Genomic DNA, 15,141 nt, shown 5'->3' with positions numbered 1-15,141 from the left:
GGATGACGTTTTTACTCGTGTTAGGTCGTGAACTGTTCTTTTTCTATTGCTTATCTGTCGTTTTTTGCTCGTCTTTGATACGATAAGAGTAATGCATTTACTTCAGATTAAATAACTAGCGTGTGCTCGGAAAGGAGGTTTCAAAATGTCCGCACCGTTAAAGTCAATCGAAGATCCAGTGACACAATTAAGTGGCGTCGGTGAACAACGTGCCGCTGCGCTAAAAACGTTAGGTATTCAAACGATTGCTGACTTATTAGAATACTTCCCGTTTCGTTATGATGATATGGCCGCTAAGGATTTGTCTAAAGTGACTGAGGGTGAAAAGATCACCCTGAAAGGCACTGTAGCAAACGAACCGACCGTCGTCAGATTTGGCAGAAAAAAGAGTCGCTTAAACTTTCGCTTACTTATCGGTCATGACGTCGTCGGTGTTACATTTTTCAACCAACCGTGGTTGGACAAGCAATTAGCAATTGGTCAAGAAACGGCTGTTTATGGCAAGTGGGATGCAACTCGAAAGAGTCTGTCCGGGATGAAATTAATCACCAGTAGCGATAAGGCAGCGTTTGGCGCCATTTATTCGACGAACAAACACATTCGTCAGAGTACGATTGCTCAACTGGTGAAACAGGCGTATGAGGCATATCAGGACGTAATCTATACGGTTTTGCCCGCGAAATTGATTGAAAAATATCGCCTCTTAGATCGTCGAACAATGATTCATGATCTTCATTTTCCGAAGGATCCAGAGGCGGCCAAAGCGGCACGGCGAACGGCCGTGTTTGAAGAGTTTTTCTTGTTTGAATTACGTTTGCAAATGATGCGAGCAAAAGATCATCAGGCAGCTGGTATCAGTATTGAATATGATAATGGCGCGTTAAAAGACTTTATCAAGACGTTGCCGTTTGAACTCACCAATGCGCAAAAGAAAGTGGTTAACGAAATCTGTGCAGATCTAAAACGACCACTTCACATGAACCGATTACTGCAGGGGGATGTTGGTTCCGGTAAAACAATTGTGGCGGCCATTGTTATGTACGCCGCCATTACTGCGGGATATCAGACCGCGCTCATGGCGCCAACTGAAATATTGGCTGAGCAACATGCACGTAATTTGGCCAATATTTTTAAGGATTTGCCGATCAATATCGTTTTGCTGACGGGATCAACAAAAGCCAAGGCTCGTCGCGAAGCATTGAAACATATTGCTAGTGGTGAAGTAAACTTAATTATTGGCACGCACGCTTTAATTTCAGACGATGTGGTTTATCACCAACTTGGTTTAGCAATCATCGATGAACAACACCGGTTTGGTGTTAACCAACGGCAGGCCCTGCGTCAAAAAGGGCAGCATCCAGATATATTGGCGATGACGGCGACACCGATCCCCCGGACCTTGCAAATTACCGCTTATGGCGAAATGGATGTTTCCATTATTGACGAACTACCAGCAGGCAGAAAGCCGATTACTACCCGTTGGATTCACAGCAATCAGGTTGAAGCTGCGATGGACTTTATCCGCACCCAGTTAGCCGCTGGTCAACAGGCGTACGTCGTCACACCGCTAATTGAAGAGTCGGAAGCACTAGACGTCAAGAATGCTGAGGCGATTTATGACCATTTAAATGAAAACTTTGCGCCGGATTATCGAGTTGGTTTGTTACATGGCCGGTTGAAAAACGAGGACAAAGAAGCTGTCATGAATGCCTTTAAGGCCGATGATTACGACGTGCTGGTATCGACAACTGTCATTGAAGTCGGTGTGGATGTGCCGAATGCTACGGTAATGCTCATTTTTGATGCGGATCGCTTCGGCCTGGCGCAACTACATCAATTACGTGGTCGAGTTGGTCGGGGGTCAGTTGCGTCAACGTGTATTCTTGTTGCAGACCCCAAGACCCAGGACGGCATTGCTCGAATGCAAGTCATGACGGATACAAACGACGGTTTTCTTTTGGCTCAAAAAGATTTAGAATTACGTGGTTCTGGAGATTTGTTGGGTACAAAACAGTCTGGGGTGCCAGACTTCCGAGTCGGCGATCCCGTTGCGCAGATTAAAATTTTGCAGATTGCTCAACAGGAAGCGATTGCTTTGGTGGATCAGCCTAATTGGCAGACTCAACCAGATAATCGTGAATTGGCCGGTTACGAACAAAGCGAATTAAAACGACATTCAACGCTTGATTAGCGTTATGCTTAAAAAGTTGCGGTTGAGTGCTTAATCGCACGACTTGAATGATATGAGTAGTTTCTTTTTATAAAAACGGGTTTAGAAAGCGAAGGTAGAACTGTGAAAGTTGCTGTAGATGCAATGGGCGGCGATAACGCCCCAGAGGAAATTGTCAAAGGTGTTGAGTTGGCTCGGGACAAATATCCTGACATGTCCTTTCAACTCTTTGGACCGGAAGAGCGAATTAAAGCGTTGGTTCAAAACGATGATCGCATTACCGTTGTGCCTGCGAATTCCGTCATTGCGATGGAAGATGAGCCGGTGCGCGCGGTGCGGACGAAAAAGGATTCATCCATCGTGTTAGCCGCAACTGCCGTTAAGGAACATACGGCAGATGCATTTTTCTCTGCTGGCAATACGGGTGCTGTCCTTGCCGCGGGATTGTTTATTATTGGTCGTGTCAAAGGAATCGATCGACCAGGCTTAACGACCACGTTGCCAGTTGTCACTGGTGACGCTACTGGTAGTTTCACCATGTTAGACGTTGGTGCTAACGCTGATTATAAGGTTACCAACATTGAACAATTTGCTGTGTTAGGCAATTTTTACGGTCAAACCGTGATGGGCATTAAAACACCCCGCGTTGGGTTACTGAACAACGGTACCGAATCTGATAAGGGTGACAAGGCGCATCGTGAGGCATACCAACGATTGTCAGAAATGACAAACATTAATTTTATTGGTAATGTGGAATCTCGCGAATTATTAAATGGCGCGGCTGACGTTGTTGTGACAGATGGTTTTACTGGAAATGCTACGTTAAAGGCCATTGAGGGAACTGCACTGTCCATGATGACGTTGATTCGCTCAAAAATCATGGCTTCTACCAAGGCTAAGATGGGTTATGTACTGAGTCGCAATGCATTTCACCAAGTTGGTCAGGTCATGGATTATTCCAAACATGGTGGGGCAGTGTTGCTCGGTTTGAAAGGTGCAGTAATCAAAACTCATGGTTCTTCGAAAGCAGAAACCGTTCGCAATACAATGGGTCAGATTCATCAGATTATTGCTAGCGGATTAATTCAACAAACAATTGACTATTTTGATACTTCGGCGGACCAAACGAACGCGGATAACACTGAAAAGTAGCTTCGAGAGGTAGACATTTCGCCCCTAAAACGATAGACTAAATGACTGTAAAACACTTATGAGAAACTAGGTTAAACATGACTAAACAGGAAATTTTTGATAAAATCTCTAAAATTATTGAAGACCGGTTTGAAGTTAGCAAGGACAAGATTACTAATGACCTTAACTTTCGAACTGATTTAGATGCTGATTCCATTGATTTCGTTGAATTTATCATGGAATTAGAAGATACTTTTGGCGCCGAAATTTCGGATGATGATGCCGAAAAATTGACGACCATTGGTCAAGTGGTCGATTACATTTATGATCATCAGGAAAAAACTGACTAAGTTTGGTAAAGCCGCCTCACAGGCGGTTTTTTTAAACAGTCAGTTTATGTAAAAATGCATTGTCACAATAGGACTTAAGGAGCGTTCACATTGATTGCAGGACTAGAAGACGAGTTAGCAAAACGATTTGATATTCATTTTCAGCATCCGGAACTGCTGGACGAGGCGTTTACACAAGCCAGCTACGTAAATGAACATCCACATCAAAACTTGAAGTTTTATGAGCGAATTGAATTTTTAGGTGATGCGGTGCTTCAATTGACCGTATCAGAGTACATTTATGAGCGGTATCCAGAAATGCCACAAGGTAAGTTGACACGGCTACGTGCGGCAATGGTTCAAGAGGCCAGTTTTGCCAAGTTTGCACTAGAGTGCCATTTTGATCAATACATCCGTTTGGGTCGCGGAGAAGAAAAAGAGGGTGCACGTCACCGCTCATCATTACTTTGTGATATTTTTGAATCCTTTATTGGCGCATTGTATTTGGACCAAGGCAAAGATGCCGTTGTTGCATTTATCACCAAGGTTATTTTTCCCAAACTTGACGCAGGCTGGTTCGATCATGCGATTGACTATAAAACGGCATTGCAGGAATGGTTACAACGCGATGGCGATGTCATTATTGATTACGAGCTTAAACGTGAAGACGGGCCCGAAAACGACCGTAACTTTACGATGACCGTTGCTGCAGATCAAAAGATTATTGGTGAAGGCACCGGTAAATCAAAGAAAAATGCAGAACAAGCCGCTGCACTACAAGCGCTTCAAAGCCTTCGTGGTCAACAAGAAACCTTAGTGACGCATGGTAAGGACGAACTCGATTAATTAACGGATGGATGTTGCATGAAATTAAAGGCCTTAGAGATCAGCGGCTTTAAATCGTTTGCTGATAAGACAAAAATTGAATTTATGCCGGGCATGACTGGTATCGTCGGTCCAAACGGAAGCGGTAAAAGTAATATTATCGAAGCCATCCGTTGGGTTTTAGGCGAGCAGTCTGCGCGTGATCTTCGTGGAACCAAAATGACTGACGTGATTTTTGCCGGCGCAGCGAATCGAAAGCCACTTAACCGGGCGGAAGTCTCGATTACGTTTGATAATAGTGATCATTATCTAAAGAGTGATTATGCTGAAGTTCGCGTTACACGGCGTCTTTTTCGTAACGGGGAATCTGAGTATCGGATCAATGGTAATCAGTGTCGGCTCCGTGACGTTGTTAGTTTATTCATGGATACTGGCTTAGGTCGAGAATCATTTTCGATTATCAGTCAGGGGCGTGTCGAAGCCGTTTTTAATAGTAAACCGGAAGACCGCCGCACAATTATTGAAGAAGTAGCCGGTGTCTATAAGTACAAGCAAAATAAGGACAAGGCTGAAAAAGAATTAGACACGACTCGCGAGTATTTGAATCGGGTCAATGATATTATTGCGGAACTGGAAAGTCAGATGGAACCGTTGGCCGAGCAAAGTGCCATGGCTAAGGACTATCTTGATCAAAAGCACCGGTTTGACGATTTGGATAAATCTAGACTGGTTATTGAAATTCAGGATAATCGACGCGCTAAGCACGAAGTCGATCAGAAAATGACCCAGGCCAAGATGCTTGTGAGTGGCTATGAGCAACAAGTAAAAGACCAAACGCAAGCTGTCGCAAAGATGAAACAGCATCAAACAGAATTGCTGAGCAAAAAAGATGCTTTGCAGAATAAACAGTTAACACTTACGCAACAAGTTGAGCGGTTAACGGGTCAACGGACTAATGCCAGCACCAAAACAGCCTTTCAACAGCAACAATTGGAAGAAGTAAACCATGCATTAAGCGAAGCAAAGGCAAATGCACAAAAAGTGATTGCTGATAACGATACTTTAAAGGCGGCTATTGCTGCTCAACAACAGGCCATTGACGAAGCCAGTAGTGTCGTTGCAGGCCTTAAAGATGGTCAAAACAAACGGCAACAAGCAACGTTAGAAAGCAAAATTAGTCAGTTACAAGACGCATACATTGAGCAAATGCAGTCACTGACAACCTTGCACAATGAGTTGCACTATTTGGAACGGGAACATGTGCAAGGCGGTCAGGCTCGTGCCCACCTTTCGGATGAAGCTGGCAAAGCCCGTGCAGAATTGGATCAATTAACGACCCAGCGTGATCAGTTAGCTGCTCAACTGAGCATTAGTAAATCCAACCAAGACAAAGTACGTGCTAACTTTAAGGATGCTGGTGATAAGTACCATGAGCTTACAGAAGCCTTTGAAAAGGCACAAAAAAATTGGTACAACGCGTTAGGTGTACAACAACGGGCCAAGGCCCGTGCGGATAGTCTGGCAGCTTTGAATGAGGAGCACGCTGGTTTTTATCAAGGTGTTAAGGCGATTTTGAAGCAACGAAACAAGTTTAGTGGTTTAGTCGGTTCAGTGGCGGATCTTATCAGTGTACCCAAGGATTTGGCCAAGGCCATTGAAACGGCCTTAGGAGCTCAATTACAGCAATTAGTTGTTCGTGATGAGCAGACAGCCCGTGACGCAGTGCATTATTTGACCCAGCAAAGAGCCGGGCGGGCAACCTTTCTGCCATTAACGACCATTCATGGCCGTCGACTGTCATCAGCACAGCTGTCAGCAGTTTCATCCACCAACGGGTATGTCGGCCTGGCAGCGGAATTAGTGACGTTTGATCAGTCATTGGAGCCAGTCATCGATCATTTGTTGGGAACCACTGTTGTTGCAACTGATTTAGATGCTGCAATTGCGATTGCAAACATCGCTGGTCATCGCTTTAGAATCGTGACACAAGATGGTCAAGTCATGAACGCCAGTGGTTCGATTACTGGTGGGGCCAATCGAAATGCTCAGGCTGGTTTATTAAGCCAACGCGCTGAACGCGATGAACTGACAGCGGCTATTGCAGAAATGCAGGCCAAGTTGGATCAACAAGAACAACATGTTGCTGATTTGCAATCACAAGTTGACGCCATGGCTAGCACGGGGACAAAACTACGAAACCAAATGAACGATGCTGATACTCAGGTTCAGCAGCAATCAGGTCAATTAGAGTTGCTTGGTGATAAAATTAAGGAAGCCAAGCGAAAGCTTTCTGCTAGCCAGTTTGAACGTGACCAACAGGTTCAGGATGCAGCCGATTATGAATCGCAGTTGGCAAAGAACAAGTCCAACACAGCTGCAACTGAGCAACAGCTGGCGGCAATCAAAGCTCAACGTGAACAAGCACAACGGGACTTGACGAGTTTAACGGCAGACGATGAAACGAAAGCGACTCAGTTACAAGAAAAGATGACTTGGTTGGCGACTGCTAAAGCCCAATTAGCTGCTAAAAAAGCTGATTACCGGCGGGGCGTACAATCCTTAAAGGATCTTACTGACCGTCAACAATCATTATCTGATCGTTTGAAATCGTTGCAAACGAGCCAATCGGTTTCGGGGATGTCAATGAGTGAAGTTGCGGCTCAATTGACCAAATCGCAGACTGAAGTTAAGCAAGTTGTGAAGCAGTTAGAACAAACAAGTGCTGACTTGACGAACTTGAGTGATCAATTAACGACTGGCGATGCCGAGTTAACGAGGATTCAGGGGCTTCAACGCGCATCTCTGAGTGAGATGAATGATTTGAGTGCCCGTCAATCCCGACTGGCAACATTACTAGATAATGATTTAAATACGTTGAGTGAAACCTATCAATTGAGTTTTGAAGATGCTCAAGCTGGTTTGAACGACCTCGATCCGAATGAGATTAGAAAGCAGTTGAAGCTACTCAAGCGTGGCTTGGATGAAATTGGTGATGTGAATATTGGCGCGATTGACGAATACCAGCGTGTTTCAGAACGCTATGATTTCTTGGCACGCCAACAGTCAGATTTATTGACCAGCCAACAGCAGTTACAGGAAACCATGACGGAAATGGACGGAGAAGTTCAGACTCGCTTCAAACAAGCGTTTGATGACGTGGGCAAGGCTTTCAGCAAGATTTTCGTTCAGATGTTTGGTGGTGGTAAGGCGCAACTAGTTCTGACTGATCCGGAACACTTATTGACGACCGGAATCGACATCATGGCGCAGCCACCTGGCAAGAAGTTTCAGCGAATGAGCTTGCTTTCAGGCGGTGAGCGAGCCTTGACTGCGATTACACTCTTGTTTGCGATTCTTGACGTGCGGCCCGTTCCGTTTGCAATCCTCGATGAAACAGAGGCGGCCTTAGATGAGGCCAATGTTACGCGTTTTGCCCGCTATCTGCGTGATTTTGCGGGTGATACACAATTCATTGTCATTACACATCGTAAAGGCACAATGGTGAACGCCAACGTGCTGTACGGGGTCACTATGCAGGAATCAGGTGTTTCAAAAATGGTTTCGGTTTCTCTCGATGATGTTGAAGCTGTGTCATAATAAATTTAGATTTGAGAAGGTGAAGAAATGGGACTATTTGATATTTTTCGTCGTCGAAACGCTGAAGAAAATAAAAAAGACTCAGATCAGGCCAAAGAAAATTCTGAAACGGCCTCGCAATCGGCGGTCGGTTCAGAATCTGCTCAATCGGCCAATTCTGACTCTAAACGAGTTGAAACAGCAACTTCTATTGAGCCCAGTCAGGATCATGATAGCCAGTCTGACCATGATTCGCAGACGCCTTCATCGGCTAACAGCCAACAGGGTGAGTCGGATGAGGCGATGGGATCGGCAACAGGAAGCACGGCGGCATCTAGTGAAGCCTCAATAGTAATTGACGAGGGCAACGATGCGTCTGCACAAAAATCTGGCTTAAATGCCGACTCAGACAGAAACGAAGACCACCAACAGTCAACTGCAAGTGTCGTCTCGTTAACGGACAGCCAAACGTCTGAGGCAAAGTCGTCCGTTGCTAGTAGCAACGTTACGAGTGGCTTGACGGCGCGGCAATCTGTCGCTAATTCGATAGCAGCGGCTCGTCAATTGGCACATCGTACCGCTTCACTGAGCGCTGATGCTGCTGAAAAAAGCGCAGCAGAACAACAAGCGTCTGAATTAGCGTCTCAAAGTGAACAGGGTAGTCAGTCAGTTGCGAGTGAGTCTGCTGTCAGTACATCTGTCAGTGCCTCCGAAAATAACGTATCTGAGTCTGAGTCCACTCAAACATCCGAGTCAGCGACAGATACGCGAACGGATGCTGAACTTTATGATCAGGGATTGGCCAAGTCGCGTAAGACACTTGGTGATCGTTTGAATGCGTTCTTAGCTAATTTCCGTTCTGTTGATGAGGATTTCTTTGATGATCTTGAAGAAACGCTGATCGGAGCGGATGTTGGTTTCAATACTGCAGTTCAGATAACCGATGAGCTTCGCGACGAAGTTAAATTGAAAAATGCGAAAAAGCAACAGGATGTTGAAAACGTGATCGTAGAAAAGTTGGTCAACTTATACGATCAGGATGGTGCTGACGAAAACATTGCCGTCAACATGGCTAAAAGTGGACCTACCGTCATCTTCTTCGTTGGTGTCAACGGGGTTGGGAAAACCACAACGGTCGGGAAAATGGCTAACATGTACAAGCAACAAGGTAAAAAAGTTTTACTGGCTGCGGCCGATACTTTTCGTGCTGGTGCCATTGAACAGTTACAGGTATGGGGACAACGCGATGGTGTGCCCGTAGTGGCATTGCCTGAGCGCAGTGACCCCGCCGCAGTTGTCTTTGACGCAGTACAACGTGCAAAAGATGAACACTTTGACATTCTGATGGTCGATACGGCCGGTCGTTTGCAAAACAAAGTTAATTTGATGAACGAGCTGTCAAAAATGAAGCGTGTGTTAACGCGTGAAATTCCTGAAGCACCGCATGAGGTCTTACTTGTGCTAGATGCCACAACAGGTCAAAATGCGTTGAACCAAGCCAAGACATTTGGCGAGATTACAGCCGTTACTGGTATCGTATTGACTAAGCTTGACGGTACTGCTAAAGGTGGTATCGTATTGGCAATCAGAAATGAAATGCATTTGCCCGTTAAATTTGTTGGTCTGGGCGAACAAGTCAACGATTTACGACCATTCGATGCAAACGAATTCGTTTACGGACTGTTTAAAGGGTTGATTAAAGAATAGCTAGGTTTTTACATTAAGCAGCGTCAATTTTAAAACTAATAAAAAGAAGGACTGCCGGCAATGTCGACAATCCTTCTTTTCTTATCTCGATGCACGAGGTGGGGTTCGAACCCACAACCCTTGGTTTCGAGGACCAATACGCTATCCAGTTGCGCCACTCGTGCATAACTTGATTCCACTACTAATACTAGTGGTTTCAATTGTCTTCGTCAATTGCAATGTTATCAGTGCAAAGGGTAAACTACTTATTGAAAAATGTTTTTTGATTTCAAGCGATGGTTTACGCGGGGACAATAATATGGAAATTGATATGACAATGCTACAACAGGCAATTATGGCTAATAAGGTAGCCCATAACTGGAACACGACTGACGTGCGGTTTGAGCTTTTACAATTGTACAGTGAGACGAGCGAACTATTCGAGGCTACTTTGAAAAAAGATCAGGATAACATTACTGAAGAATTGGCTGATGTTGCAATTTTTCTACTGGGCATTGCTGAAATGGAACACGTCGATTTGGGTGAGGCCATAACAGCCAAACTAAAAATTGATCAGCACCGTGTTTATGATGAGCAAGGGCATAAACGGTTGATGCCGAACAAATCGCCCAAAAAGAACTAATTCTTTTGATTGACGTGGCTGCGCAGTGTTCTTTAGTGAGTCAAAATGTTAAACTATTACGGTATCGGGAATAATGAAGGGTGCGTGGAAAGATGGAAATTGAAAAAAATGATCGCATAAATTCATTATTTGAGTTTTATGAACCGTTACTGACGGAAAAACAAAAGGCTTATATTGAACAATATTACGGCGATGATTATTCCCTTGGCGAAATTGCAGAAAACTTTGATGTAAGTCGTCAGGCCGTTTATGACAATATCAAACGAACAGAAAAAATTCTGGAAGGTTACGAGCAAAAATTGCATCTATTTAGTGATTTTCGCAAACGTAATCAGGTGGCTGATGAAATTTCCGTTTATGTACGACGCGCATATCCTAGCGACAAACAGCTAATTCAGTTAGCTGACCGACTTGAAACAACAGAAAGCGATTCTGAATAAGCAATTATTTAGAGTCGCTGACGATGGAGGAATGACACATGGCCTTTGAAGGGCTTACTGAACGATTACAAAATGCAATGAAAACACTGCGTGGTAAGGGCAAGGTCTCTGAAAGTGACCTTCGTGAAACTATGCGGGAAATTCGGCTTGCCTTGTTGGAAGCTGATGTTAATTTTGATGTTGTTAAAACATTTGTTAAAACGGTACGTGATCGTGCCATGGGTAGTAAAGTGCTGGATGGTTTGAATCCAGCTCAACAAATTGTCAAAATTGTGAACGAAGAACTCACAAAAACGATGGGTTCTGATGCTTCAGAATTAAATAAGTCACCAAAAATTCCAACAATTATTATGATGGTTGGTCTTCAAGGGGCCGGGAAGACTACGACTGCTGGTAAGTTAGCCAATAAGTTGAAGACTGAACAACACGCTCGGCCATTATTCATTGCAGCCGATGTTTACCGTCCTGCCGCGATTGATCAGTTGGAACAAGTTGCTAAACAAATTGATGTCCCAGTCTTCCAATTAGGGACTGATGTTGATCCCGTGGAAATTGTTCGCCAAGGGTTGGCGAAGGCCGAAGCCGATAAAAACGATTACGTGATTATCGATACGGCTGGTCGTTTGCAAATTGATGAACAGCTGATGGATGAACTGGCTAACATTAAAAAGTTAGCTAATCCGACTGAAATTTTGCTGGTTGTCGACGCGATGACCGGTCAAAATGCGGTCAATACGGCGACCGGATTTAATGACAAACTTGATATTACCGGTGTCGTCCTCACCAAACTGGATGGTGACACGCGTGGTGGTGCTGCACTGTCAATTCGGGCCGTGACTGGCAAGCCAATTAAATTCGTTGGTGAAGGCGAAAAGATGTCCGATCTGGATACTTTCCATCCAGACCGAATGGCCTCACGAATCTTGGGTATGGGGGATATGCTTACCCTGATTGAAAAGGCTCAACAAGTTTCTGATGAGAAGCAAGCTGCTGATTTGGAACAAAAGATGCGGGAAAATTCGTTTGATTTTAACGATTTTCTCGATCAAATGGACCAGATGAACAAAATGGGTGGCATGGAAAGCATCATGAAAATGATTCCAGGATTGGCTAACAACCCTGCACTTGCCAATGCCCAAATTGACCCTAAAGATCTGGCCCACATGCGTGCGACAGTGTATTCGATGACGCCACAAGAGCGTGAACATCCCGAGGTGTTAAACCCAAGTCGTCGACGCCGAATTGCTGCTGGGGCTGGTCGACCTGTTCAAGAAGTCAACCGGATGATTAAGCAGTTTGATCAAATGAAAAAGATGATGAAACAGATGTCTAACGGTAATATGGGTGCGTTGGACCAAATGGTACCGGGTGGTTTAGGTGGCATGATGGGCAGCGGCTCTGGAATGTCCGGTCGTTTAGGCAAAATGGCGGTTAACCGAATGGTCCGTCAAACAAAGAAGAATAAAAAGAAGCGGCTTAAGAAGAACAAACGCCGTCGTTAATAGAAAAATGACTTGTAAATGCCCATTTTTTGAAGGCCGCAAGTCATTTTTTATTTGCCTCAATTGTCAAATCAAGTGCAACACTAAGAATCTATTCTTAGAAGTGGTCTAGTTGCTAAGCTAGTTCAGGCATTAGATCGGCTGGGCAGCGATAGTTCAATGACCGCCGTAGCCGGTTGTTTAAGGTATCTTGAGCCAGCTGAATGTCAATGAGTGAGGCCGAAGCCAAGGATCTGCCCTTCGGGAAGAACTCGCGCAAAAGGCCGTTAGTGTTCTCATTGGTTCCACGTTCCCATGGTGAATAAGGATGGGCAAAGTAGATGTCAGTTCCCTTGACTTGACTCAAGCTTGAGAACTCAGCACCATTATCAAAAGTAATGGTTTTAAAGTGCTCGGTTCCATAGTCATATAAGGTATTCTGGAGGGCTTTCAAGCAAGTGTCGGCATGATAATTGGGAAGTTTAACGATGATCTCTAAGCGACTAACACGTTCAGTCAAAGTCATTAATGCTGGCTCAGATTCAACCCGTTTGCCTTTGACCAAGTCACCTTCCCAGTGTCCAAGCTCTTGACGCGCTTGAACCATGGCGGGACGCTCTTCGATTGAATGGCCCAGATTTTTCTTATTGATTCGATGATGCTTTGCCCCGGGGCATTTAATCCGGCGACGTAGTTTAGCTGGTAGGTCTGAATTGCGGATAGCTAAACGCTGGTCATCAATATACCGGTACACCGTCGGTGTTGAGGGGCAGACAAGCCTTGGGTGATCAGTCTTGAATTGGTGGACAAAAGTATCCACACTATGCATCCTGGGACGCGCTTTTAAAGCTGTCACCAAAGCATTACAGAAGGTTTGACAATGATCAAAGAGTCCACGATAACAGCTATTTAGTCGGTGCTTACGATAAATTGCTTCACCAGTTTCTGCCAGATATGACTGTTCAAAGATATGAGTACTAGCGTTAATCTGTGTCGTTGTCCCACGTTTTAATTCACGTGAAATCGTGCTGGGATTACGATGAAGGGCCTGGGCAATCCGGCGGATAGACCAATCTAAGTCCCTTAGGGATTCAATTCGACCACGTTCAGCTAAATTGAGTTGGTGATACTGATTAGATATGATATTCTTAATTCGGGTCATGAAGATACCTCTTTCTTGTTTGTGGTGAATTAAGAATAGGTCTTCATGGCCTTTTTGACTAGTCTGAATAAAGAACTGGTCTATTAGAGCAGGTGTTGCACTTCAATTTTAAATCGAGGCATTTTTTATTTGTCCAAAAATCGTGTAAAAATTCATTTCAGGGTGGTTTAAAAACATCAGAAATTTAATTCAAAAAGTCAAACACCGGTGATGAAAATTTTTTTCGACTAGACAGAGGGTAGTGATTTTAATGAACCAAATATGGGTACATGTTTATCGCCTGTATTGAATAAATATTTACTATTTCAAGCATTTATTTAGTGAAGGCCTGACACGTCTAGCTTAAAAAATTCACAGGTGCTAAAACTTTTTTCATGTTTTTCAGTATTGTTTGATATAGGACATTGTTTCCGATCTGTGTAAGCGCTATGCTAAATACGTGAAAACACTTTCAAAATTGGAGGGATGTTGAATGGCAATCGTAGTTTCTGCGCTTAAAGAGGCCGATGGCGAGAATCGTGTCGCAATGACACCTGACATCGTTAGTCGATTAGTTAAGAGCAACTATGAAGTTTTAATTGAACAGGGCGCCGGGGTAAACGCGTTCTACCCAGATGACGCCTACACCAAAGCTGGTGCAAAGGTTGTTAGTCGGGATGAGGCCATCAGTCAGGCTAGTATCATTGCCATGATTGACAAGCCAAGCGCCGCAACAATTCAGCAGTTAAAGGCAGGTCAGGCAATTATTGGCTTGCTGGCACCTTTGACTGATCAGGACACGGTGAAGGCACTCGCTGAAAAAAGGTTAGTGCATTAGCTTTTGAGCTACTGCCACGGACCGTTTCACGTGCGCAAACAATGGATGTGCTCAGTTCACAATCCAGTGTTGCAGGTTACAAAGCAGCCTTATTGGCGGCAGATCGCTTCTCACGTTACTTCCCAATGATGATTACTGCTGCCGGTACCGCTAAACCAGCTAAAGTACTGGTTTTGGGGACTGGTGTTGCTGGATTGCAGGCCATTGGGACAGCCAAACGTTTGGGTGCAGTTGTATCAGGCTATGATGTCCGTCCAGCCTCACGCGGCGAAGTTGAATCACTGGGGGCCACGTTCTTGACGACATCTGTTTCGGGTGCTGGTGAAGGCGGTTATGCTCGTCAATTAACACCTGAAGAAACGCAACAGCAACAGGATGAATTGGCTGGTTTCATTGCCGAGAACAATGTCATCATTACCACGGCGCAAGTGCCTGGTCGTAAGCCACCATTGTTGGTAACTCAAAAATCCGTTGATGAAGCTAAACATGGGACGATCTTTGTTGATTTAGCCGCTAGTGAACTTGGTGGTAACGTTGCTGGTTCAAAACCGGCGACGACGGTAACAACCGACGCCGGGGCGCAAATTATTGGGGCTGGTGACATGGCAAGTCAGTTGCCATCCGCTGCTTCCGATATGTTTGCTAAGAACGTTCAAGCGGTCATTACGTACATTACCAAAGATGACCAGTTGACACTTGATGTAGATGATGACGTTATTGGTGAATTATTGGCTACCAAGGATGGCGAAATTATCAGTAACCGTCTGCGTGGGGCAATGAAGTTGCCAGAACGGAAAGCTGTAGAGGAAACTGTCAGCACTTCAAGCGAGGCTGCCACAGATGGTCAATCTACGTCTAAAAATGATTCGAAAGGAGCTTAG

General features: G+C 44.7%; 10 protein-coding genes, 1 tRNA gene and 1 pseudogene. 10 read left to right on the top strand and 2 right to left on the bottom strand.

Annotated elements, in window-relative coordinates; all coding sequences use genetic code 11:
* Positions 1-145 precede the first annotated feature (145 nt).
* From recG to ftsY, 6 genes are all read left to right on the top strand, one after another.
* A complete protein-coding gene (gene recG, locus ABUE36_RS08100; protein ID WP_421016550.1) occupies positions 146-2,191 on the top strand; it encodes an ATP-dependent DNA helicase RecG in 2,046 nt (681 codons plus the stop codon).
* Between the two features lie 102 nt (positions 2,192-2,293).
* Positions 2,294-3,322, top strand: a complete 1,029-nt coding sequence (gene plsX, locus ABUE36_RS08095) for a phosphate acyltransferase PlsX (RefSeq protein WP_421016549.1) — start codon at positions 2,294-2,296, stop codon at positions 3,320-3,322.
* A 77-nt stretch (positions 3,323-3,399) separates the two neighbouring features.
* A complete protein-coding gene (gene acpP, locus ABUE36_RS08090; protein ID WP_017261790.1) occupies positions 3,400-3,651 on the top strand; it encodes an acyl carrier protein in 252 nt (83 codons plus the stop codon).
* 90 nt (positions 3,652-3,741) lie between these two features.
* Positions 3,742-4,476 (top strand): ribonuclease III, encoded by a 735-nt coding sequence (rnc, locus tag ABUE36_RS08085; protein ID WP_421016548.1) that lies wholly within the window; start codon positions 3,742-3,744, stop codon positions 4,474-4,476.
* A gap of 18 nt (positions 4,477-4,494) precedes the next feature.
* Positions 4,495-8,052: a chromosome segregation protein SMC gene (gene smc / locus ABUE36_RS08080; protein ID WP_421016547.1), complete on the top strand. Its 3,558-nt coding sequence runs from the start codon at positions 4,495-4,497 to the stop codon at positions 8,050-8,052.
* A 27-nt stretch (positions 8,053-8,079) separates the two neighbouring features.
* On the top strand, positions 8,080-9,738 hold the full coding sequence (gene ftsY, locus ABUE36_RS08075) for a signal recognition particle-docking protein FtsY (RefSeq protein WP_421016546.1): 1,659 nt from the start codon (positions 8,080-8,082) through the stop codon (positions 9,736-9,738).
* 90 nt (positions 9,739-9,828) lie between these two features.
* Here ftsY and ABUE36_RS08070 read toward each other — a convergent pair.
* Positions 9,829-9,902, bottom strand: a tRNA-Arg gene (locus tag ABUE36_RS08070).
* A gap of 134 nt (positions 9,903-10,036) precedes the next feature.
* Between ABUE36_RS08070 and ABUE36_RS08065 the strand changes: the two genes are divergently transcribed.
* The 3 genes from ABUE36_RS08065 to ffh all read left to right on the top strand — a co-directional run bounded on the left by ABUE36_RS08065 (position 10,037) and on the right by ffh (position 12,302).
* Complete coding sequence (locus ABUE36_RS08065) at positions 10,037-10,360, top strand: MazG-like family protein (RefSeq protein ID WP_421016545.1); 324 nt, start codon at positions 10,037-10,039, stop codon at positions 10,358-10,360.
* Between the two features lie 92 nt (positions 10,361-10,452).
* On the top strand, positions 10,453-10,800 hold the full coding sequence (locus ABUE36_RS08060) for a putative DNA-binding protein (protein ID WP_421016544.1): 348 nt from the start codon (positions 10,453-10,455) through the stop codon (positions 10,798-10,800).
* A 38-nt stretch (positions 10,801-10,838) separates the two neighbouring features.
* The gene (ffh, locus tag ABUE36_RS08055; protein ID WP_178942580.1) at positions 10,839-12,302 is read left to right on the top strand and encodes a signal recognition particle protein; all 1,464 of its coding nucleotides are present in this window, start codon (positions 10,839-10,841) and stop codon (positions 12,300-12,302) included.
* 115 nt (positions 12,303-12,417) lie between these two features.
* Here ffh and ABUE36_RS08050 read toward each other — a convergent pair whose 3' ends face one another.
* Positions 12,418-13,443 carry an IS30 family transposase gene (locus ABUE36_RS08050; protein WP_010619295.1) on the bottom strand — a complete coding sequence of 342 codons (1,026 nt, stop codon included), beginning with the start codon at positions 13,441-13,443 and terminating at the stop codon, positions 12,418-12,420.
* Between the two features lie 472 nt (positions 13,444-13,915).
* On the opposite strand from ABUE36_RS08050, the pseudogene ABUE36_RS08045 reads away from it, so the two are divergent.
* A pseudogene (locus ABUE36_RS08045) lies at positions 13,916-15,141 on the top strand (NAD(P) transhydrogenase subunit alpha).

This window comes from Furfurilactobacillus cerevisiae, assembly GCF_048961765.1.
In the GTDB taxonomy this organism is placed as follows: Bacteria; Bacillota; Bacilli; order Lactobacillales; family Lactobacillaceae; genus Furfurilactobacillus; species Furfurilactobacillus milii_A.
Note: the sequence above shows the minus strand (reverse complement) of the source record. Positions and strands in the feature narration are given on the sequence as shown.

What these genes read in the sequence shown, in the direction of transcription:
- ftsY (WP_421016546.1), top strand. Translation starts at nt 8,080, where the DNA reads ATGGGACTATTTGATATTTTTCGTCGTCGAAACGCTGAAGAAAATAAA.
- acpP (WP_017261790.1), top strand. Translation starts at nt 3,400, where the DNA reads ATGACTAAACAGGAAATTTTTGATAAAATCTCTAAAATTATTGAAGAC.
- ABUE36_RS08065 (WP_421016545.1), top strand. Translation starts at nt 10,037, where the DNA reads ATGGAAATTGATATGACAATGCTACAACAGGCAATTATGGCTAATAAG.
- ABUE36_RS08060 (WP_421016544.1), top strand. Translation starts at nt 10,453, where the DNA reads ATGGAAATTGAAAAAAATGATCGCATAAATTCATTATTTGAGTTTTAT.
- smc (WP_421016547.1), top strand. Translation starts at nt 4,495, where the DNA reads ATGAAATTAAAGGCCTTAGAGATCAGCGGCTTTAAATCGTTTGCTGAT.
- ffh (WP_178942580.1), top strand. Translation starts at nt 10,839, where the DNA reads ATGGCCTTTGAAGGGCTTACTGAACGATTACAAAATGCAATGAAAACA.
- recG (WP_421016550.1), top strand. Translation starts at nt 146, where the DNA reads ATGTCCGCACCGTTAAAGTCAATCGAAGATCCAGTGACACAATTAAGT.
- ABUE36_RS08050 (WP_010619295.1), bottom strand. Translation starts at nt 13,443, where the DNA reads ATGACCCGAATTAAGAATATCATATCTAATCAGTATCACCAACTCAAT.